The organism is Mycolicibacterium frederiksbergense, from assembly GCF_012223425.1.
Lineage (GTDB): Bacteria > Actinomycetota > Actinomycetes > Mycobacteriales > Mycobacteriaceae > Mycobacterium > Mycobacterium frederiksbergense.
The window spans coordinates 215,021-235,850 of the sequence record NZ_CP038799.1 but is presented as its reverse complement, the minus strand read 5'-3'; the positions used below and the strand labels follow the sequence as shown (position 1 = coordinate 235,850).

General features: G+C 67.4%; 22 protein-coding genes. 11 read left to right on the top strand and 11 right to left on the bottom strand.

Annotated features, from left to right (window positions below):
* Positions 1 to 177: 177 nt before the first annotated feature.
* The 6 genes from EXE63_RS04195 to EXE63_RS04170 form a co-directional block, all read right to left on the bottom strand.
* Positions 178 to 1,713, bottom strand: coding sequence for a polyamine aminopropyltransferase (locus EXE63_RS04195; RefSeq protein WP_168140935.1), 1,536 nt, complete (start codon positions 1,711 to 1,713; stop codon positions 178 to 180).
* Entirely contained in the window at positions 1,710 to 2,168 is a 459-nt protein-coding gene (locus EXE63_RS04190) for a DUF350 domain-containing protein (RefSeq protein WP_168145384.1), read from the bottom strand. Before EXE63_RS04190 ends, EXE63_RS04195 begins: the two co-directional genes overlap by 4 nt.
* Before the next feature lie 21 nt (positions 2,169 to 2,189).
* Positions 2,190 to 2,621: a DUF4247 domain-containing protein gene (locus EXE63_RS04185; RefSeq protein ID WP_168140934.1), complete on the bottom strand. Its 432-nt coding sequence runs from the start codon at positions 2,619 to 2,621 to the stop codon at positions 2,190 to 2,192.
* Positions 2,618 to 3,109: a DUF2617 family protein gene (locus EXE63_RS04180; RefSeq protein ID WP_168140933.1), complete on the bottom strand. Its 492-nt coding sequence runs from the start codon at positions 3,107 to 3,109 to the stop codon at positions 2,618 to 2,620. The genes EXE63_RS04185 and EXE63_RS04180 overlap by 4 nt, the downstream gene beginning before the upstream one ends.
* Before the next feature lie 8 nt (positions 3,110 to 3,117).
* Complete coding sequence (locus EXE63_RS04175; protein WP_168140932.1) at positions 3,118 to 3,735, bottom strand: DUF4178 domain-containing protein; 618 nt, start codon at positions 3,733 to 3,735, stop codon at positions 3,118 to 3,120.
* A gap of 73 nt (positions 3,736 to 3,808) precedes the next feature.
* A complete protein-coding gene (locus EXE63_RS04170) occupies positions 3,809 to 4,477 on the bottom strand; it encodes an ACT domain-containing protein (RefSeq protein WP_210000244.1) in 669 nt (222 codons plus the stop codon).
* Between the two features lie 61 nt (positions 4,478 to 4,538).
* On the opposite strand from EXE63_RS04170, the gene gatC reads away from it, so the two are divergent.
* Both gatC and gatA read left to right on the top strand, forming a co-directional pair.
* A complete protein-coding gene (gene gatC / locus EXE63_RS04165) occupies positions 4,539 to 4,838 on the top strand; it encodes an Asp-tRNA(Asn)/Glu-tRNA(Gln) amidotransferase subunit GatC (protein ID WP_168140930.1) in 300 nt (99 codons plus the stop codon).
* Entirely contained in the window at positions 4,835 to 6,316 is a 1,482-nt protein-coding gene (gatA, locus tag EXE63_RS04160; RefSeq protein WP_168140929.1) for an Asp-tRNA(Asn)/Glu-tRNA(Gln) amidotransferase subunit GatA, read from the top strand. Before gatC ends, gatA begins: the two co-directional genes overlap by 4 nt.
* A 3-nt stretch (positions 6,317 to 6,319) precedes the next feature.
* On the opposite strand, the gene poxB is transcribed toward gatA, so the two are convergent.
* Positions 6,320 to 8,050 carry a ubiquinone-dependent pyruvate dehydrogenase gene (poxB, locus tag EXE63_RS04155; protein WP_168140928.1) on the bottom strand — a complete coding sequence of 577 codons (1,731 nt, stop codon included), beginning with the start codon at positions 8,048 to 8,050 and terminating at the stop codon, positions 6,320 to 6,322.
* A gap of 76 nt (positions 8,051 to 8,126) precedes the next feature.
* Between poxB and EXE63_RS04150 the strand changes: the two genes are divergently transcribed.
* The 5 genes from EXE63_RS04150 (at position 8,127) to gatB (ending at position 13,808) form a co-directional block, all read left to right on the top strand.
* Positions 8,127 to 9,158 carry an ATP-dependent 6-phosphofructokinase gene (locus tag EXE63_RS04150; protein ID WP_057166292.1) on the top strand — a complete coding sequence of 344 codons (1,032 nt, stop codon included), beginning with the start codon at positions 8,127 to 8,129 and terminating at the stop codon, positions 9,156 to 9,158.
* 217 nt (positions 9,159 to 9,375) lie between these two features.
* Positions 9,376 to 9,936, top strand: a complete 561-nt coding sequence (locus EXE63_RS04145) for a hypothetical protein (RefSeq protein ID WP_168140927.1) — start codon at positions 9,376 to 9,378, stop codon at positions 9,934 to 9,936.
* Positions 9,933 to 11,273, top strand: a complete 1,341-nt coding sequence (locus tag EXE63_RS04140; RefSeq protein WP_168140926.1) for a Dyp-type peroxidase — start codon at positions 9,933 to 9,935, stop codon at positions 11,271 to 11,273. Before EXE63_RS04145 ends, EXE63_RS04140 begins: the two co-directional genes overlap by 4 nt.
* Positions 11,270 to 12,277: a hypothetical protein gene (locus tag EXE63_RS04135; protein ID WP_168140925.1), complete on the top strand. Its 1,008-nt coding sequence runs from the start codon at positions 11,270 to 11,272 to the stop codon at positions 12,275 to 12,277. The genes EXE63_RS04140 and EXE63_RS04135 overlap by 4 nt, the downstream gene beginning before the upstream one ends.
* 28 nt (positions 12,278 to 12,305) lie before the next feature.
* A complete protein-coding gene (gatB, locus tag EXE63_RS04130; RefSeq protein WP_168140924.1) occupies positions 12,306 to 13,808 on the top strand; it encodes an Asp-tRNA(Asn)/Glu-tRNA(Gln) amidotransferase subunit GatB in 1,503 nt (500 codons plus the stop codon).
* A 53-nt stretch (positions 13,809 to 13,861) separates the two neighbouring features.
* Here gatB and EXE63_RS04125 read toward each other — a convergent pair whose 3' ends face one another.
* On the bottom strand, positions 13,862 to 14,995 hold the full coding sequence (locus tag EXE63_RS04125; protein ID WP_168140923.1) for a PQQ-dependent sugar dehydrogenase: 1,134 nt from the start codon (positions 14,993 to 14,995) through the stop codon (positions 13,862 to 13,864).
* A 182-nt stretch (positions 14,996 to 15,177) separates the two neighbouring features.
* On the opposite strand from EXE63_RS04125, the gene EXE63_RS04120 reads away from it, so the two are divergent.
* Complete coding sequence (locus tag EXE63_RS04120) at positions 15,178 to 15,999, top strand: DoxX family protein (RefSeq protein ID WP_168140922.1); 822 nt, start codon at positions 15,178 to 15,180, stop codon at positions 15,997 to 15,999.
* 6 nt (positions 16,000 to 16,005) lie between these two features.
* Here EXE63_RS04120 and EXE63_RS04115 read toward each other — a convergent pair whose 3' ends face one another.
* Positions 16,006 to 16,386, bottom strand: a complete 381-nt coding sequence (locus EXE63_RS04115) for a PH domain-containing protein (protein ID WP_234904357.1) — start codon at positions 16,384 to 16,386, stop codon at positions 16,006 to 16,008.
* A 305-nt stretch (positions 16,387 to 16,691) separates the two neighbouring features.
* Here EXE63_RS04115 and EXE63_RS04110 point away from each other — a divergent pair, with 305 nt between their 5' ends.
* The 3 genes from EXE63_RS04110 to ilvC are packed head-to-tail and all read left to right on the top strand — an operon-like array spanning position 16,692 to position 20,106.
* The gene (locus tag EXE63_RS04110; protein ID WP_168140921.1) at positions 16,692 to 18,542 is read left to right on the top strand and encodes an acetolactate synthase large subunit; all 1,851 of its coding nucleotides are present in this window, start codon (positions 16,692 to 16,694) and stop codon (positions 18,540 to 18,542) included.
* Positions 18,542 to 19,051: an acetolactate synthase small subunit gene (ilvN, locus tag EXE63_RS04105; protein WP_105364011.1), complete on the top strand. Its 510-nt coding sequence runs from the start codon at positions 18,542 to 18,544 to the stop codon at positions 19,049 to 19,051. Before EXE63_RS04110 ends, ilvN begins: the two co-directional genes overlap by 1 nt.
* Positions 19,052 to 19,092: 41 nt before the next feature.
* A complete protein-coding gene (gene ilvC, locus EXE63_RS04100; RefSeq protein WP_105364012.1) occupies positions 19,093 to 20,106 on the top strand; it encodes a ketol-acid reductoisomerase in 1,014 nt (337 codons plus the stop codon).
* Positions 20,107 to 20,173: 67 nt separating this feature from the next.
* Here the strand turns inward: ilvC and EXE63_RS04095 are convergent, their stop codons facing one another.
* The gene (locus tag EXE63_RS04095; RefSeq protein WP_168140920.1) at positions 20,174 to 20,599 is read right to left on the bottom strand and encodes a hypothetical protein; all 426 of its coding nucleotides are present in this window, start codon (positions 20,597 to 20,599) and stop codon (positions 20,174 to 20,176) included.
* Positions 20,596 to 20,811 (bottom strand): hypervirulence associated TUDOR domain-containing protein, encoded by a 216-nt coding sequence (locus EXE63_RS04090; protein WP_168140919.1) that lies wholly within the window; start codon positions 20,809 to 20,811, stop codon positions 20,596 to 20,598. The genes EXE63_RS04095 and EXE63_RS04090 overlap by 4 nt, the downstream gene beginning before the upstream one ends.
* Positions 20,812 to 20,830 lie beyond the last annotated feature (19 nt).

The window sequence follows — 20,830 nt, the reverse complement described above, 5'->3', positions numbered from 1 at the left end:
TTGCATTGTCTACCAGTGTCGTTCAGGAGCACATCCGCCTTCTGCGGTATCAATCTCTCCTGGCTTCCAACCTATGGGTCTGGAAGACCACTGTCACCGGACTCATACGGAACACCAAGAATCATCGGCCGACCGGTAGGGGGTCCGACACTTCGCCGGGCGCACACCTGCTTGGACTCAGCGGTAGCCCGCCCGCATGTCCTCGACGATCCGCAGATTGTCCAGCGTCGAGGGCTCGAGGACCTGCGGGGCGTTGTCCAGCGGGAACACCGCCGCCGCGTCGAGCACCTCCTGGGTCAGAAACCGCAGCGGGGGAGCATCGTCGGGGACCGTGGGCGTCGGGGGCGTGCCCCCGCGGCGGGCCAGCGCAAAACCCCAGTCGCCGAAGGTCGGCACGTGCACGTGATACGGGGTCACCGCGAAACCCGCCGACCCGAGGGTGGACACCGTGCGCCAGAACGCATTCGGCGTCGAGAACGGGCTTCCCGACTGCACCACCACCAGTCCGTCGACGGCCAGCACGCGGGTCAACAGCGCGTAGAACTCGAGTGAGTACAACCGGCCCAGCACCGGATTGTCCGGGTCGGGCAGGTCGATGATGACAGCGTCGAATCCGCCGTCGGGCAACACGCCGGGTTCGCGCAGCCAGGTCATCGCGTCATCGACCACCACCTGCACCCGTGGGTCGTCCAGCGCGCCGGCATTGGTCTCGCGCAGAGGTCCGCGCGCCAGCGCGATCACGGCCGGATCGAGTTCCACCTGGACGATCTGGCGCACCTGCGGCATCCGCAGCAACTCGCGGGCGGCCAGGCCATCGCCACCGCCGAGGATGAGCACCGTGCGGGCCTCGTCGCCGAGCGCCGGATACACCAGGCTCTCGGTGTAGCGGTACTCGTCGCGCGTCGAGAACTGCAGTCCGCCATCGAGATAGAGCCGGGTGTCGGGGCCGCGGCGGGTCACCACGATCTCCTGATAGGCGGACTGCTGGTAGGCGATGATCGGATCGGCGTACAGCCGTTGACGGGTGGTGCTCTGGATACCGTCGGAGGCCACGATCAGCGCGGTCAGACCCATCGCGGCGGCGGTGAGCACGGCCAGCGCCGAGGCGAGCTGGCGGCGGCTGATGATGGTGCGCAGCAGGAAGACCGCCACGACGGCCGCCGCGGCCAGGTTGATCATCCCGGTGACCGCGGCGCCGCGGATCATGCCCAATTGCGGCAGCACCAGGAACGGCCAAGCCAGCCCGCCGATCAGGGCGCCAAGATAGTCCGCGGCGTTCAGGTTGGCCAGCACCCGGCCGGCGTCGGCGGCTCCGGCGGTGCGGCCACGCTGCAACAGCGTCATCAGCAGCGGGACCTCGGCGCCCACCAGCGCGCCGATCACCGCGGTGCCCAGCACCAGCACCCACAGCGAACCACCGATGAAGGAGAACGCCACATACATTGCCGCAGCAGATAATCCGCCGATCACACCGAGCATGGTCTCGACGGCGATGAAGGTAATGGCGGCGTGTCCGAGCAACGGTTTGACCAGCAGGGCGCCGGCGCCGAGCGCGGCGACGTAACCCGCGACGATCAGTGAGGTGGCGACGATACCGCCGCCGTGCAGACTGGCCGACAGCGTCAGCAGGGCGAGCTCGTAGATGAGCCCGCACGCTGCGCAGGCCGCGACCGCGGCCAGCAGCAGTGCCCGCCAGCGCGTCGTGCCGGTCATGACAGCGCGGCTGCGTTCACCCCTCCGACGGCCAGCAGGATCACCGCGGTCGCCACGGCGCCCGGGTGCAGCTTCTCATCGCCGATCAGGTCGCGAAAACGGCCCGGCACCAGGGCTTCCAGCACCAGCAGCGTTATACCCTGCAGTACCACGCCGACCAGGCCGTAGACCAGCGCATCGACCAGTCCCTGGCCCAGTTCGGCGGAACTCGCGATGATCGCGACGGCCGTCACCAACGACAGCGCCCCATACATGCCGCAGGCCACCGCGACCGCATTCGGGCGGTGCGCGACGAACACCAACTCGCGCAGGCTGCCCGGCGTCAACAGGTCGGTCATCACGAACCCGGCGCCGAAAACGACGATCCCGACGACGAAGTACAGCACCGCCGCGACCACGTTCTGGGTCAGTGCACCGCCGTCGACCGTGCCGAACTCCAGTGCAAGGTATGACATGTCCATCGGTGTCTCCTGCTCCTACTTCGTTCCGCCGGGTCCGCCGGAGCTACCGCCCGAGCCGCCCGCTGGTGAGCCCGGGGTGAACCCCGGACCCAGAAAAATGAACCCGCCGCCGCTGTAGCGGGAATTGACGTCCTCGACCCGGACACTGCACGGATACTGGCCGTCCGGACCGACGATCACGATGTCATCGGGGTAACGCAGATACTCACTGCCGCGGTCGGAGGCACGCGATTCCGGGGCGTCGTAGGACGCGATGTCGTCGGCCACCGACTTCGGGGAGCCGCTGCATTCATAGCGGCCGTTACCGCCGTCCGCCGAGTACTGCCGGTAATTCTCGCTGACGTGGTTACGAACATCCTTGTTCAGCAACACCATTCCCGAGATCAGCAGGACGGCGCCAAGCGCGCCCAGCACTCCGGCCAGCGCGAACAGGGCGTTGCGGCTCACGGTTGCCACCGGCTCTCGGTGTGTACGACGACTCCGCCCCGGGCCGCCGGGTACAGATGCCAGGTCTGCCAGTGCCAGCCGGCGCCCTCGGGCGTGGCGCACAGCGCCGTGAGCGCGGCCTCGTCGCCGGGGAAACTGCCACCCAGCCAACCGCTCTCGTGTTCGCAGCGGTGCCGCAGGCCGGCCGCGATCCGGCGGAAGGCGGACTCGTCGTGGCTGGCGGTCTCGGACTGCAGCCGGTAGCCGGGTGCCTGCGCCGAGTCCGGCAGTGCCGAACCGGCATCGTGGGTGGTGCACGACACCTGCTCGGAGAAGTCAGCCACGGTGATGACATGAGACGCGCCGAGCACGCCGAGGGTCAGATCCGCGCCGCCGGGATGGCGCAGCGTGCAGGACGCCAGCGGTGGCGGGGCCGGTGCGTTCAGCGTCAACCGCAGGTTCGCGCCACTGACATCGGCGGGAACCACGCGCAGGCGGTGCAACGGCAACGCGATGCCTAGGATCCGGCCGGCGGCGCCGGGTACACGGTCAGCTCTCCGGCGCGCACCGGGGTGCCGTAGGAGACCTCCCACGCCATCGTCGGCGCCCAGCGCTCGTAGCCGAGCAGGGCGGTACCGCCGTTGGCGCTGTAGTCCACGTAGTCCATGTCCCCGCCCGCGGGAAGTCCCGTGGTGCCCTCGGTGGTGTAGGACGCGCGGCCGTTCTCGTCGACGGTGAAGGACACGCCGTCGACGTCGATGCTGCTGCCCGGTTCGGCCGGTAGTCCGGTGCGTTTGTGCCACCACACCAGCTCGAGGCGGCCCTCGTCCTCCTCGACGCTGAACCAGACCGGTGGCTCGTCGGCCTTGCCCTCGAGCAGGTGCTCCCACCAGACGAACGGACCCTCCCGCAGGGTGACCGATCCGCGCACCACGTAGTCGGTGCCGCCGTAGCTGACGATGGCACCGGGGCCCAGCTGGCGCGGGCCGAAAGTCTCTGTTTGGGACGCGAATCGCAGCGGATCCTGGCGGGCCGAGGGCTGCTTGGGCTGCTTCGGGCGATTGCGGGCGACGAGGAAGACGATGACGCCCGCCGCGAGCGCAACGATGGCGAGGACGATCAGTAGTTCCCCCACGCAACACCTTTCATCGTGTTCAACAGCTGGAATTCCACCGTACAGCCTCGCTCACAGCGGGTTCTCAGCATTATCAGCGAAGGATGGTGGCCACGATGCCGGCCAGGTAGCCCAGCCGGGCCACCTCCGACGGTCGGAACGCCGGGCCACCCGCACGGCCGAGCACGACTGCGATCGACGGGTCGCCCAGCGGGGCTGCGGCCAGCGCGGTATCGATATCGCGCCACACCTGCGGCACCCAGTCCGCGGTGGCGTCCAGTGCCGCGGCGTGTTCCAGCGGGAGCCAGGGGGCGGTGGTGGCCTGCGTCTCCGGTGCGCCCGGGCTGCCGGCGACGCGCTCGACGCCCTCGCCGGTGGACCGGACCACGGTGCACCAGCTCACCCGTAGCACCCGTGGGGCGTCCTGGGCGAGCACGTGCAGTTTGTCGGACCGGCCCCGCGCGGCGGCGATGTGATCGATGAGCTCGAGTTCGCGGTGGGCTTCCAGCAGTCCGGTGTGCGGGCGGACGCTGTCGACGTAGACGCCCTTGATGTGCTCGGCGGCGGTGATCAGCGAGTCGGGCATCGCGCCGGGCGGCAGTTCGACCACCAGATCGTCGATGGCGTAGCCGGCGCCGCGCTCGACGACGTCGAGGGACAGGATGTCGGCACCCACCGAACCGAGTGCGACGGCCAGTGAGCCGAGGCTGCCCGGTCGGTCCTCCAGCTGGACCCGCAGCAGATATGACGGCACGGCCAACACGATGTCACAGGGGTCGGGGCGCAGCGACCCGAGGATTGCAGGGTGACTAGGCTTTGCAGTCGTGTCACAGATTTCCCGGGACGAGGTAGCGCACCTGGCGCGGCTGGCCCGGCTCGCCCTGACCGACGGTGAGCTGGACAGCTTCGCAGGCCAGCTCGACGCCATCCTGGCCCACGTCGGCCAGATCCAATCCGTCGACGTCACCGGCGTCGAAGCCACGGACAATCCGTTGAAGGTCCTCAATGTGACCCGGCCGGACACCGTCGTGGCCGGTCTGAGCCAGGACGAGGCGCTGGCGGCGGCGCCGCGCGCCGAGGACGGCCGGTTCGCCGTGCCTAGGATCCTGGGGGAAGAAGAGTGACCGAGTTGATCCGTGAGGACGCCGCGACCCTGGGCGCCCGCATCGCCGCCAAGGAGGTGTCCTCGACCGAGGTCACCCAGGCCCACCTGGACCAGATCGCCGCCACCGACGAGCGTTACCACGCCTTCCTGCACGTCGCGGGGGACAGGGCGCTGGCCGCGGCCGCCGAGATCGACGCCAAGGTGTCCGCCGGTGAGCAGCTGCCGTCCCCGCTGGCCGGTGTGCCGCTGGCGCTCAAGGACGTGTTCACCACGACGGACATGCCGACCACCTGCGGATCGAAGATCCTGGAGGGCTGGAACCCGCCGTACGACGCGACGGTCACCGCGCGGCTGCGTGCGGCCGGCATCCCGATACTCGGCAAGACCAACATGGACGAGTTCGCCATGGGCAGCTCGACGGAGAACTCCGCATTCGGTCCGACCCGCAACCCCTGGGACACCGACCGGGTGCCCGGCGGTTCCGGCGGTGGCAGCGCCGCCGCGCTCGCCGCGTTCCAGGCGCCGCTGGCCATCGGCACCGACACCGGTGGCTCGATCCGCCAGCCCGCCGCCCTCACCTCGACCGTCGGTGTGAAGCCCACCTACGGCACCGTCAGCCGCTACGGCCTGGTGGCCTGCGCGTCGTCGCTGGACCAGGGCGGTCCGTGCGCGCGCACCGTGCTGGACACCGCGCTGCTGCATCAGGTCATCGCCGGCCATGACGTGCGGGACTCCACCTCGGTGGACGCCCCGGTGCCCGATGTCGTGGGCGCGGCCCGCGCCGGTGCGACCGGAGACCTGAAGGGTGTGCGCATCGGCGTGGTCAAGCAGTTGCGCGGGGACGGGTATCAGCCCGGCGTGCTGGCCTCGTTCAACACCGCCGTGGACCAACTCACCGCGCTCGGCGCCGAGGTCACCGAGGTGGACTGCCCCCATTTCGATCACGCGATGGCGGCCTACTACCTGATCCTGCCCTCGGAGGTGTCCTCCAACCTGGCGCGCTTCGATGCCATGCGGTTCGGGCTGCGCGTCGGTGATGACGGTACGCACAGCGCCGAAGAGGTGATGGCGCTGACCCGCGCCGCCGGCTTCGGCCCGGAAGTCAAGCGCCGCATCATGATCGGTGCTTACGCGCTGTCGGCCGGCTACTACGACGCCTACTACAACCAGGCCCAGAAGGTCCGCACGCTGATCGCCCGCGATCTCGACGCGGCCTACCAGCAGGTGGATGTGCTGGTCTCGCCGGCGACGCCGACCACCGCCTTCCGGCTGGGGGAGAAGGTCGACGATCCGCTGGCCATGTACCTGTTCGATCTGTGCACGTTGCCGCTGAACCTGGCTGGGCACTGCGGGATGTCGGTGCCGTCGGGCCTGGCGGCCGAGGACAATCTGCCCGTCGGGCTGCAGATCATGGCGCCGGCGCTGGCCGATGACCGGCTCTACCGGGTCGGCGCGGCCTACGAGGTCGCGCGCGGAGCGCTGCCCACCGCGCTGTAGCCGTCAGTCCAGGATGCGGCGCGCCACGTTGGTGCTGACCAGATCCAGCAGCTCGTCGGACCGTCCGGCCAGGATGGTGCGGATCGCGTACAGCGAGAAACCCTTGGCCTGCTCGACGGTGATGGCCGGCGGGATGGACAGTTCCTGACGCGCGGTCACCACGTCGATCAGCGCCGGGCCGTCGTGGGCGAAGGCCTCGTTGAGCGCGGACGCCAGGTCGCCGGGCTGTTCCACCCGCCGACCGAAGAGCCCCAGGGACCGCGCGACGGCCGCGAAGTCGGGATTCTGCAGATCCGTGCCGAAGGTCACGATGCCGGCCGCCTTCATCTCCAGTTCCACGAAGTTCAGCGACGAGTTGTTGAACACGATCACCTTCACCGGCAGCCGGTTCTGGCTCAGGGTGATCAGCTCCCCGAACAGCATGGTCAGTCCGCCGTCGCCGGCGAAGGCCACCACCTGCCGGTTGCGGTCCACCGTCTGGGCGCCGATGGCCAGTGGCAGCGCGCAGGCCATGGTGCCGTGATTGAACGAACCCAGCAGGCGCCTGCGCCCGTTCATGGTCAGATAGCGCGCCGCCCACACCACCGGCGACCCGACGTCGACGGTGAACACCGCATCCGCGGCGGCCAGCCGGTCAGCCTCGGCGGCAAGATATTCCGGCCGGATGGGGGTCTTGTCGCGATCGTTGACGGCGAGCTCGTCGAGCCGTCGGCGGGTCTTCCGGTAGTGCTTCAGTGACCGGTCCAGGTGCGTGCGGTCGTCCTTGGTGCTCAGCAGTGGCTGCAGTGCGGCCAGGGTGTCGCCGACGTATCCGACCATCCCGAGGTCGATGGGGGTGCGCCGGCCCAGGTTGCGGCCGCGGATGTCCACCTGGATGACGGTGGCGTGCTCGGGATAGAACTGCCGGTACGGGAAGTCGGTGCCCAGCATGAGCAGCACCTCCGCCTCTTTGATGGCCTTGTAGCCGGAGGCGAATCCGAGCAGGCCTGTCATCCCGACGTCGTACGGATTGTCGTATTCGACGAATTCCTTGCCGCGCAGGGCGTGGACCACCGGCGCCTTCAGGGTGGCCGCCAGCATCACCAACTCGTCATGGGCGCCCTCGGCGCCGGCGCCGGCGAGGATGGTGATCTTGTCGGAGTTGTTGAGAATCGTTGCGGCGCGGCGCAGTTCATCGTCGGCCGGCCGGCATATCGAGTGGGTGGGCAGTACCGGGCTGACTCTCAGGTCCCCGGCCTTGTGCAGGAAGATCTCGCCCGGGATGACGACGACGGCGACGCCGTTCTCCTCGACGGCGGCGCGCATCGCCATCTGCAGCACCCGCGGCGCGGACTCCGGGGTGGTGACCAGCTCGCAGTACACGCTGCATTCGCGGAACAGTTCCTGCGGGCGGGTCTCCTGGAAGTACTCCGAGCCGATCTCGGACTGCGGGATGTGCGCGGCGATGGCCAGCACCGGCACCCGGCTGCGCTGGGCGTCGAACAGCCCGTTGATCAGATGCAGGTTGCCCGGCCCGCAGCTGCCGGCACAGACTGCGAGCTGCCCGGTCAGCGCCGCATCGCCGGCCGCCGCGAAACCCGCCGTCTCCTCATGGCGGACGTGTTCCCAGGTGAAGTCGTCGGCGCGCCGGATGGCATCGGTCAGCCCGTTGAGACTGTCCCCGGGCAGTCCGTACATGCGGGTGACGCCACTGGCCTGCAGTGTCAAGATGACGTGATCGGCGAGGGTGGTCATACCCAACCCTAGGACGCTGAGCTTCACTTTCGCTGTGGGCGAGCCCGGACTGGACGAAGCTGGCAGGATCTAGCCCATGCGTATTGGTGTTCTCACCGGTGGTGGTGACTGTCCTGGCCTGAATGCGGTGATCCGCGCGGTGGTGCGCACCAGTGCGGTGCGGTACGGCTCATCGGTCGTCGGTTTCCAGGACGGCTGGCGCGGTCTGTTGGAGGATCGCCGCATCCAGCTGTCGAACGACGACCGCAATGACCGGCTGCTCGCCAAGGGCGGCACCATGCTGGGCACCGCGCGCGTCAACCCGGACAAGCTGCGTGCCGGTCTGGACCAGATCAAGCAGACCCTCGAAGACAACGGCATCGACGTCCTGATCCCGATCGGCGGCGAGGGCACGCTGACCGCGGCGCACTGGCTGTCCGAGGAGAACGTGCCGGTGGTCGGTGTACCCAAGACCATCGACAACGATATCGATTGCACCGACGTCACTTTCGGGCACGACACCGCGTTGCATGTCGCGACCGATGCCATCGACCGGCTGCACAGCACCGCCGAATCGCATCAGCGCGTGATGCTGGTCGAGGTGATGGGCCGCCACGCCGGCTGGATCGCGCTCAACGCCGGCCTGGCCTCGGGCGCGCACATGACGCTGATCCCCGAGCAGCCTTTCGATGTCGAAGAAGTGTGCCGGCTGGTCAAACAGCGCTTCGTGCGCGGTGATTCGCATTTCATCTGCGTGGTGGCCGAGGGTGCCAAACCGGCCGAGGGTTCGATGCAACTGAAGCAGGGTGGCACCGACGAGTTCGGGCACGAGAAGTTCACCGGTGTGGCGCACCAGCTCGGCGTCGAGATCGAGAAGCGGATCAACAAGGAAGTGCGGGTGACGGTGCTCGGCCATGTGCAGCGCGGCGGCACCCCGACGCCCTATGACCGCGTGCTGGCCACCAGATTCGGTGTCAACGCCGCCGACGCCGCGCATGCGGGTGAGTACGGGATGATGGTGTCGCTGCGCGGGCAGGAAATCGGCCGGGTCCCGCTGGCCGACGCGGTGCGCCAGCTCAAGCTGGTCCCGCAAAGCCGCTACGACGATGCCGCGGAGTTCTTCGGCTGACGGTGAGGCCGCTGCCTCCAGCTCTCCCCCCGGGGATCCGCAGGCGTGCGAGTGAGCCGACTTTTCTCGCAGTACTCGTCAACTCTTCCGTACTCGCCGTGGCGACAGCGAAATCGCCGGACGGACAGTCATGATCGGTGTCATCTGGCTGCGATTTCCCGCGCCGGAAGGCGCCTTCGGGTGTAGCGTCCGAGGCACCGAACCGGGAGGTGCCGACATGGCCGCAGGTGACAGCGACTGGACCAAACCGGCGGCACTCGCCATCCCGAAAGAGGGCTATTTCGAGCTGGAGCGCGGACGGTACGGCCCCGTCTACCCCAGGACACCGGCGTGTCACGGCTTCTCGATCATCGCGAAGGTGAAAGAGGGCCGCGAGGAGGCGGTCCGCGCCTACGGCAAGACGATCGAAGAGACCATCGCGGCGAGTCCCGACGCGCTGGCGCCGTTGCGGTTGCACTACTTGCGCTGGAATCTCTTCGACATCGGTTCCGGCCTGCATTTCCAGTACATGGGCATCTTCGACACCGATTTCGACAAGTACACCGAGGATGCCGTCCAGCTGTTCAGCGCGACGGGTATCACGACCATCTTCACCCAACTCGAAGGGTTTCCGGAGGACTGGAAGGAGAACCCGGAGGCGTTCATCACGTTCGTCCGCGACCACCAGCAGCCGAGCTTCCTGGAATACGGTGAGTACCCCTACGTCACCGCTGACGAGATCAAGAAGGCGCTCAAGCTCAAGGCTGCCTTCTCGGACATGCTCGACCAGATGCAGTGACCGAGACGCTCGAGGTCGACGACATCCAGCACATCCTGCTCACCAGGACGCCGGCGATCACGGGACGCTATGAGTTCCTGACGTTCGACACCCCGGCGGGCGGACGTGCGTGGTTGACCGCACTGCTCGATCGCGTGCAGTCCGCGTCCGAGGCGACCACGACGATGGACGAATCGGAGCGGTGGGTCACCCTGGCGTTCACCTGGACCGGCCTGCGTGCACTCGGCGTGGCCGAGGAATCGCTGGCCACCTTCCCCGACGCGTTCCGCGAAGGGATGGCCGCCAGGGCCGCCATCCTCGGTGACACCGGCACCAGTGCGCCAGAGCACTGGCTCGGTGGGTTGGCCGGCGACGATGTGCACGCGATCGCGATCCTGTTTTCCCGCACCGATGAGCAGTGTGCCCGCTCCATCGAGGAACACGACAAGTTGCTCGCTCGCACCGAGGGTGTGCGCAGCCTGTCCTATCTCGACCTGAACGCCTCGCCGCCGTTCAACTATGCGCACGACCATTTCGGCTTCCGGGACCGGTTGTCCCAGCCGGTGATGAAGGGATCGGACGAGGAGCCGACTCCGGGATCCGGCGACGCGCTGGAACCGGGGGAGTTCATCCTCGGCTACCCCGATGAGAACGGCCCGGTGGCGAATCTTCCTCAGCCTGAGGTGTTGTCGCGCAACGGCAGCTTCATGGCCTACCGGAGGCTGCAGGAGCACGTCGGTACGTTTCGTGACTACCTGAGCGATCACGCCGAGACCCCGCAAGAACAGGAACTGCTGGCGGCCAAGTTCATGGGTCGCTGGCGCAGCGGTGCGCCACTGGTACTGGCACCCGAGCATGACGATCCGGAGTTGGGGGCTGACCCCATGCGCAACAATGACTTCAACTACAAGGAGATGGATCCGCACGGATACGCCTGCCCGCTCGGCTCGCACGCCCGTCGGCTCAATCCGCGCGACACGGCGCACTACATGAATCGCCGCCGGATGATCCGGCGTGGCGCGACCTACGGCCCGGCACTGCCGGACGGGGCGCCCGAGGACGGCGTCGAGCGCGGTATCGCGGCCTTCATCATCTGCGCGGATCTGGTGCGCCAGTTCGAGTTCGCGCAGAACGTCTGGATCAACGACAAGGCCTTCCACGAGTTGGGCAACGAGCACGATCCGATCTGCGGAGCCCAGGACGGCACCCTGGACTTCACCGTGCCCAAACGTCCGATCCGTAAGGTGCACAAGGGTTTGCCGGCCTTCACCACTCTCACCGGTGGGGCGTACTTCTTTCTGCCGGGAATGTCGGCGATGAGGTACCTCGCGGCACTCGGGGCCGGGGGACCGACATGACCGCTGCGCGCACGTACAACCAGACCCACGTGGCGCGGCCGCACGACGGGCGACGTCGGATCAGCATCTACTGGACGTGGAGCTATCCCTGGGAGGCACAACGCGACCCGGCTGAGATGTCCAACCGGTTCTCGACCATCACCGAGGTCCGCAACGTGCTGTGGCCGGCCTACGAGACGCCCGAATACGATGCGGCGAACTTCCTGCAGGGCATCCCCGGCACTCTCGAACTCTTCCACCGGTCCACGCTGGCGTTCCAAGCCCTCGCCGAGGAGGCGACCGGGCATCCGGTGGCGGTGTTTCAGCGCATCGATCAGGCCGGCTACCGGTTGCCGATCGACGAACGCATCCTGGCCGATACCGACACCCTGATGGTGTTCGGGCTCGACCACCTGCCCTCGGAACAGGATGCCGACCCCGAGGAGATCGCCGCGATCGGTCGGTGGCTGCAACGAGAGGGCACCTGCCTGGTGCTGGCCCCGCACCACGACGTCGGATTCACCGACGACTACGACCAGCGCCAGGTCGAGTACCTGCACCACGGCGACCGGCTGGTGCCCCGCCAGCAGCGGTTCAGCCAGTACACCCGGTCCCTGATGGCGGCGCTGCAGGTGCCGGTGCACAACACGTGGGGGCTGCGCCCCGCCGTGGTCGACGGCACCACCAATCAGATCGCGCCGCTGACGGCCTTTCGTGATCTCGACGGAACCGGCCTGCTCACCGACGTCACCACCTTCAACTTCCACCCGCACCTGCCGCACTACGCACTGACTGCGCCGGAGAGTCAGGATCTGCGGGTGCTCGGCAAGCAGCGGGTCGACCCGCACCGGCCGCACCCGTTCACCGCGGCCGGTGACACCGAATTCAATGCGTTGATCTCGATGCCGCCGACCGGGGCGCGGGCCGGGCACATCCTGCTGGTCGATTCCACCAACTTCACCACGCTGTTCGGCGGCACCGACAGCCTGCAGAACTTCTGGCGCAACGTCGCCACCATGAAGTGACGCTGACCGCCCCCATTAGGATCGATGCATGTCTGTCGATACTGCCGAACTTCTTGACTACGACGACGTCATCGCCGAGTTCGATCCCGTGATGGGCATGGAAGTGCACGTCGAGCTGTCCACCGCCACCAAGATGTTCTGTGGGTGCGCCAACAAGTTCGGCGCCGAGCCCAACACCCAGGTGTGCCCGGTGTGCCTGGGATTGCCCGGGTCGCTGCCGGTGCTCAACCAGACCGCGGTGGAATCGGCGATCCGGATCGGGTTGGCGCTCAACTGCGATATCGCGCCGTGGGGGCGTTTCGCCAGGAAGAACTACTTCTATCCCGATCAGCCGAAGAACTACCAGATCAGCCAGTACGACGAGCCGATCGCGATCGACGGTTACCTCGATGTGCCGCTCGACGACGGCACCACCTGGCGGATCGAGATCGAACGCGCGCACATGGAGGAAGACACCGGCAAGCTCACCCACCTGGGCAGTGACACCGGCCGGATCTCCGGTGCGACCACATCGCTGGCCGACTTCAACAGGGCCGGTGTGCCGCTCATCGAGATCGTCACCCGAACCATCGAGGGCGCCGGTGAACGAGCCCCGGAGATCGCGCGGGCCTACGTGACCGCGCTGCGCGATCTGCTGCGCGGACTGGATGTCTCCGATGTGCGGATGGACCAGGGGTCGATGCGCTGCGATGTCAACCTTTCGCTGAAAGCCAAGGGCGCCAAGGAATTCGGCACCCGCACCGAGACCAAGAACGTCAACTCCCTCAAGAGCGTCGAGGTCGCCGTCCGCTACGAGATGCGCCGGCAGGCGGCGGTGCTGCGCTCCGGCGGCACCGTCACTCAGGAGACCCGGCACTTCCACGAGGACGGCCACACCAACGCCGGGCGCAGCAAGGAGACCGCGCAGGACTACCGGTACTTCCCGGAGCCCGACCTGGAACCGGTGGCGCCGTCGGCCGAGCTGGTGGAGCGGTTGCGCGCCACCATCCCGGAGCTTCCGTGGCTGGTGCGCAACCGCGTTCAGCAGGAGTGGGGTATCTCCGATGAGGTGATGCGCGACCTGGTCAACAACGGCGCGATCGACCTGGTGGCCGCGACCGTGGCCCAGGGTGCGTCCAGCGAAGCCGCCCGCGCCTGGTGGGGAAACTTCCTGGTGCAGAAGGCCAACGAACAAGAGGTCGACCTCGACGCGCTGCCGATCACGCCCACCCAGGTGGCCGCGGTGGTGAAGCTCGTCGACGAGGGCAAGCTGTCGAACAAGCTGGCCCGCCAGGTCATCGAGGGCGTGCTGGCCGGTGAGGGTGAACCCGAGCAGGTGATGAACGACCGCGGTCTGGTCGTGGTGCGCGACGATTCACTGATCCAGGCCGCCGTCAATGAAGCTCTCGAGGCTAATCCCGATATCGCCGAGAAGATCCGCGGCGGCAAGGTGGCCGCCGCCGGCGCGATCGTCGGCGCGGTGATGAAGGCGACCAAGGGCCAGGCCGACGCCGCGCGGGTGCGTGAACTGGTGCTCGCCGCCTGCAGTTGACCTGATCTCGGCGGGATCCGACACGCTCAGCGCGTCGGACCACGCCGAAATCGCTACGTCTTGTCGGCGTTGCTGCGGGGGAACCCGCCACCGGACGGGAACAGCGGGAAGACCACGTCGTCGAAACTTCCGGCGTCGCCGGCGGTCTTGTTCACCGTGGCGCCCCAGATGTTGCCGTCCGGGGAAACCGCGAGTGCCCACGCATGACCGTGCTGGTCCTGGCGGACCACCTCGGGCTCACCGGTGACCGCGCCGGTATCGGGCGCCAACCGCAGCGCCACCGTCTGCTTGGTGTTCACCAGGTTCACCAGCACGGTGCCGTCGAGGGCGGCGCAGCCGGCCACCCCGGGGCGGTCCGGCCATGTCCACACCGTCGAGACGTTGGAATCCTTGGTGATGCGCTGCACCCGGTCCGCTGTCGGGGTGCGGTCGGTGATGTAGAGCGCGCCGTCGGCCGGATCGACGCACATGCTGCCGCCGGCACCCATCCCGGACAGCGCAGTGGTCTGCGGCGCCTGATCGACGGTCGTGGGCTGCTCGATGCGCAGCACCTTGCCCGCCAACGAGGCGGGATCGGCGGCCTGCGCCGGGTTACCGGCGTCGCCGGTCTGCACCACCAGGGTTGTCGGGCTGGTGAAGACCAGCGCCCCGGCGTTACCGGTCGGACCCTTCGGGATCCCGGTGAGGATCGGCTTGGGCGGATCACCGTCGGCGATGCGCACGACACGATTGTCGGTGGGCGTACTGATGTAGGCGTACATCAGCCGGTCCTGGGCATAGGTCGGTGACTTGATGATGTCGAGCAGGCCGCCGTCACCGGCCGGGTCGACCGGGATGACGAGCTTGACGACGGGCTCGGCCTTCGTCGACACCTCTTTGATCACCCCGGTGGTGCGCTCGGCGACCAGCGCCGACTGGCTGTCGCCGCCCATGATCAGTCCACTGGTGCTCGCCAGGCAGCCCTGCATGACCCCGGTGGCCTTGCACTCCTTCGGGAACGGTGTCGCCGGCAGCGGTGGTGGGGGCTCGGGTTTGGTCGGGGGTGGAGGCGTCATCGCGGGTTGGGTGGTGAACGGCTGGGACTGGGCGTCGTCGAACCGCGCACATCCCGAACCGACCAGCAATGCCGCGCACAGCACCACGGCCAGTCGCACCGGCATGCCCCGTGTCGGTCCGCCCAGTCTCATGCTGGCCAGATTACGGATCGCCGGGCAGTGCGCGCCACGAAGGCCTGTAGTTCCTCCCCGTCGCTGCGCTCGCCCGGGTGGAATGCGCCGGTGTGTCACAACTCGGCAACGGTGTGGATACGCTGCGCCATGCGCCGCGCCAATCCCTTGTTCTGCGGTGACTTGCACTTACGCTGGCAATCGTGACCGCTGAACCTCAGAACCTGACCGACTGGCAACGGCCGGCGTCGGCGCAGTTGGTCGACCCCGAAGAAGACCTCCCCTCGTCGACCTACGGGGGAGACTTCGAAACCACTGCCATCCCGCGCTATGACGTCGATGGCTCATCCAAGCCCGATCAGTCACCCTTCGGGCTGCTGAACGACCCCGAGCCGCTGCCCTATGTCTCTCCGGCGCAGCCCAACCCGTACGCCGCGGCGCCGGCCGCCCCGACCGAGATCGGCCCCTACGACGCGGAGCAGCAGATTCGCCATGCCGGCCGTCGTGGCACCACCGACCTGGGCTTGATGCTGCTGCGGGTCGGCCTCGGCGCACTGCTGGTCGTGCACGGGCTGCAGAAGATCTTCGGCTGGTGGGGCGGCGCGGGCCTGAGCGGTTTCGAGGGCTCGCTGGCCGACCTCGGCTACCAGCACGCCGGCCTGCTGACCTATGTCGGCGCCGGAGCGCAGGTCGCTGCCGGGCTGCTGCTGGTGCTCGGCCTGTTCACCCCGCTGGCGGCGGCCGCCGCGCTGGCCTACTCGGTCAATGCGCTGCTGGCTTCCATCGCCGCCGAACCCGGCGTCAGCTTCGTCGATTTCGTCATCCCGACCGGGCACGAGCACCAGGCGACCCTGGTGCTGGTCGCCGCCGCGCTCACCCTCACCGGTCCCGGGCGCTACGGCCTCGACGCCGGCCGCGGGTGGTCCCGGCGCCCGTTCGTCGGATCGTTCCTGGCGCTGCTGCTCGGCATCGGTGTCGGCATCGGCATGTGGGTGCTGCTCAACGGCGCCAACCCGCTCGGGTAGAGCCGCTCACTCGTAGGGGTTCGGAACCCGTCCGCCGCTGACCGCTGTCAGCAGCGGAAGGGTCGCGAACGTCACTGCGGGCAACGTCAATTCGCTGCCATCGGTGAGCCGGGCCTTGGCCCAGGAAGACCGGTTGAATCGCAGGCCGTCGATTTCGGTCCACGGCACGGTCCGGCTGCTCAGCAACGTCCTTGAGGTCACCTTTTCGCGGTCGGCCACCGTGCGGTAGCGCACGACGGCCGCCGACACCAGCACCGGGATCGCGAACAGGATCTGCGTCCAGCTCGGCCACACGAACACCAGCGCCGCCAGCCCGAGGAACAGAAAGAACACCGCGAAGTGGGCCATCGGGGAGATGCGGATGACAAGCGGGGAGGGGTCACTCACCCCGTCATCTTCTCATCGCCGGTGGCACCGGCTTTTCCGCGAGGGGCCGTGGCGTCCTCGATCGGGATGGGCAATTTGACCTTTGAGCAGTGCGGCGGCTACCGTCAAGGCCTATGTACACCCCGGACAAGCTCGTAGTAATTGGTTGGCGCGTTGATGCCGCGCTAGCTCTCTGCCGGGCTTAGCCAACAGCATCGACGCGCCAACCCTCGTACAGCGGACTCCGCTGACGGGGGTTTTTTGCTGTCACAGAACGTCACAACACCACAGAAGTAACCGGACCGAACCAGATCAATGAGGAAAAAGTGAGCGCACCCACCACGCGGCCGCCGGAGTCCACCCAGCGCGCGAACAGCGTCAAGGCCCCTGCCAAGGCGGAGCCGAAGACCAATGTTGTTGCACCACAACAGATGACTGGCGCGCAGTCGGTCGTGCGGTCGCTCGAGGAGATCGGTGTAGAGATCATCTTCGGCATCCCCGGTGGTGCCGTGCTGCCCGTCTACGACCCGCTCTATGACTCGAAGAAGCTGCGCCATGTGCTGGTGCGCCATGAGCAGGGCGCCGGGCACGCTGCCAGCGGCTACGCCCACGCCACCGGCAAAGTCGGCGTGATGATGGCCACCTCGGGCCCGGGTGCGACCAACCTGGTGACCCCGCTGGCCGATGCCCAGATGGATTCCATCCCGGTCGTGGCGATCACCGGTCAGGTCGGGCGCGCCCTGATCGGCACCGACGCCTTCCAGGAAGCCGATATCACCGGGATGACCATGCCGGTCACCAAGCACAACTTCCTGGTGCGCGAGGGCGATGACATCCCGCGGGTGATCGCCGAGGCGTTCCACATCGCCGCGTCGGGACGGCCCGGTGCGGTGCTCGTCGACGTCCCGAAGGACATCCTGCAGGGCGAGTGCACCTTCTCCTGGCCTCCGGTGATGGATCTGCCGGGCTACAAACCCAACACCAAGCCGCACAGCCGCCAGGTGCGTGAGGCCGCCAAGCTGATCGCCGAGGCCCGTAAGCCGGTGCTCTATGTCGGTGGCGGTGTCATCCGCGGTGAGGCGACCGACGAACTGATGGAGCTGGCCGAGCTGACCGGCATTCCGGTGGTCACGACCCTGATGGCCCGCGGCGCGTTCCCGGACAGCCACCCGCAACACATGGGTATGCCCGGTATGCACGGCACCGTCTCGGCGGTGGCCGCGCTGCAGAAGAGCGACCTGCTGATCGCGCTGGGCACCCGTTTCGATGATCGTGTCACCGGCAAGCTGGATTCTTTCGCCCCCGACGCCAAGGTGATCCACGCCGACATCGACCCCGCCGAGATCGGCAAGAACCGGCACGCCGATGTGCCGATCGTGGGTGATGTGAAGAATGTCATCACCGATCTGCTGGAGATCCTGCGCCGGGAGAGCACCACCGCGGCATCGCTGGATCTGGACAACTGGTGGGAGTACCTGTCGAGCATCAAGGCGACCTTCCCACTGAGCTACGGCCCGCAGAGCGACGGCAGCCTGAGCCCTGAGCTCGTCATCGAGAAGCTGGGCCAGATCGCCGGCCCGGAGGCGCTCTACGTCGCCGGCGTCGGCCAGCACCAGATGTGGGCCGCGCAGTTCGTGAAGTACGAGAACCCCAAGACCTGGCTGAACTCCGGTGGTCTGGGCACGATGGGCTACGCGATCCCCGCGGCGATGGGCGCCAAGTTCGCCCGGCCCGAGGCCGAGGTGTGGGCGATCGACGGTGACGGCTGCTTCCAGATGACCAATCAGGAGCTGGCCACCTGCGCACTGGAGGGTGCGCCCATCAAGGTCGCGCTGATCAACAACGGCAACCTGGGCATGGTGCGGCAGTGGCAGACGCTCTTCTACGGAGAGCGCTACAGCCAGACCAACCTGTCCACCCACAGCCACCGGATCCCGGATTTCGTGAAGCTGGCCGAGGCGCTGGGGTGCGTCGGATTGCGTTGTGAGCGTGCAGAAGACGTCGAAGACGTCATCAACCAGGCGCGTGCCATCAACGACCGGCCGGTGGTCATCGACTTCATCGTCGGCGCCGACGCCCAGGTGTGGCCGATGGTCGCCGCGGGCACCAGCAATGACGAGATCCAGGCCGCCCGCGGCATCCGTCCGCTGTTCGATTCGGAAGAGGGGCACGCCTGATGTCGAAGGTCTCCACCCACACGCTGTCGGTGCTCGTCGAGGACAAACCAGGTGTGCTGGCCCGCGTCGCGGCGTTGTTCTCCCGGCGCGGCTTCAACATCCAGAGCCTCGCCGTCGGCGCCACCGAACAGAAGCACCTCTCCCGGATGACGATCGTCGTCGAGGTCGAGGACTTCCCGCTCGAGCAGGTCACCAAGCAGCTCAACAAGCTGATCAACGTGATCAAGATCGTCGAACAGGACGAGGATCAGTCGGTGTCGCGTGAGCTTGCGCTGATCAAGGTGCGTACCGATGCGACCACCCGCAGCCAGGTGATTGAAGCGGTCAACCTGTTCCGTGCCAAGGTTGTGGACGTGTCCACCGAGTCGCTGACCATCGAGGCCACCGGGACGCCGGAGAAGCTCGAGGCATTCCTGCGGGTGCTCGAGCCGTACGGTATTCGGGAAATCGTGCAATCCGGCATCGTCTCGCTGTCGCGCGGACCGCGCGGTATCGGCACCGCCAAATAGCTTCACCAACGAATCAAAGAGACAAAAGAGAAGGAAATTCAGTGGCAATCGAACTGTTCTACGACGACGACGCGGATCTGTCGATCATCCAGGGCCGCAAGGTCGCGGTGATCGGCTATGGCAGCCAGGGCCACGCCCATTCGCTGTCGCTGCGTGACTCGGGCGTGCAGGTCAAGGTGGGCCTGAAGGAGGGCTCGAAGTCCCGCGTCAAGGTCGAGGAGCAGGGCCTGGAGGTCGGCACGCCGGCCGAGGTCGCCAAGTGGGCCGATGTGATCATGGTGCTCGCACCCGACACCGCGCAGGCCGAGATCTTCACCAAGGACATCGAGCCCAACCTGGAAGACGGCAACGCGCTGTTCTTCGGGCACGGCCTCAACATCCACTTCGGCCTGATCAAGCCGGCCGAGAACATCACCGTCGGCATGGTCGCCCCCAAGGGCCCCGGCCACCTGGTGCGCCGGCAGTTCGTCGACGGCAAGGGCGTGCCCGCTCTGATCGCCGTCGCCCAGGACCCCAAGGGTGAGGGCCAGGCGCTCGCGCTGTCGTATGCCGCCGCCATCGGTGGCGCCCGTGCCGGTGTCATCAAGACCACCTTCAAGGAAGAGACCGAGACCGACCTGTTCGGTGAGCAGGCCGTGCTGTGCGGTGGCACCGAAGAGCTCATCAAGACCGGTTTCGAGGTCATGGTCGAGGCCGGCTACGCCCCCGAGATGGCCTACTTCGAGGTGCTGCACGAGCTCAAGCTCATCGTCGACCTGATCTACGAAGGTGGCATCGCCCGGATGAACTACTCGGTGTCCGACACCGCGGAGTTCGGTGGTTACATCTCCGGGCCGCGCGTCATCGACGCCGACACCAAGGAGCGTATGCGCGCCATCCTCAAGGACATCCAGGACGGCAGCTTCGTCAAGCGTCTCGTCGCCAACGTCGAGAACGGCAACACCGAGCTCGAGGGTCTGCGCAAGGCCAACGCCGAGCACCCCATCGAGGTCACCGGCAAGAAGCTGCGCGACCTGATGAGCTGGGTCGACCGGCCGATCACCGAAACCGCGTAACTCGCTGAACCATCCGAAATGGCTGCCACCGGAGTTCCGGTGGCAGCCATTTCGTCATTCTCCGACGCTACGGCGTGGCCTCGTGCCCATCGCGTCCCTTGGTCCGGCGGCTTTCCTTCATCTCGGCCTCGAAGACGTGCCGCCTGCCGTCCATCAGCTCGTCGCGGACCTTCTTCTCGTGCTCGCGCAGCCGCGACCAGTAGTCGTCGTCGAATTCCTCGACCACCTGAAAAGTCCAGCGCCCCTTGAGAATGTTGCGGCCGACCATGTCCTCGGTCAGCCGGTCGGCGATCTCGATATGTCCGGCGTCGCGCAGCGCGTCGGCCGCCTCGCCGAGCAGCAGGTCGGCGTGCCCCATCAACTGGTGGAACGAATACAGGTGCCCCCGCGCCCGCTCCACGTACTCCAGCGCTTCGGACACCTTGCCGACCGCCTCGACGGTGTCGTCGGAGGTGCCGTGCGGCCGCGCGTGCGCGTCGTCGACGGAGGTCATGACGAGCGCTTCTTCAGTGCCTCGGGTGTGTGCACGGCGTCGCGGCCGCTCTTGTCGCTGGTGACCCGGTACTGCGGTTCGTCCTTGCTGGCCTTCACCTCACGGCCGGCCGCCTCGGTCTCCGAGGTGATCTTCTCCTCGACGGTGCCGGGCACGGTGGTGCCGTGGCTCTGCCAGGACACCTTGTCGCCCTTCTTGAATGATTCGCTCATTCCGGCGGGGTACCCGGCT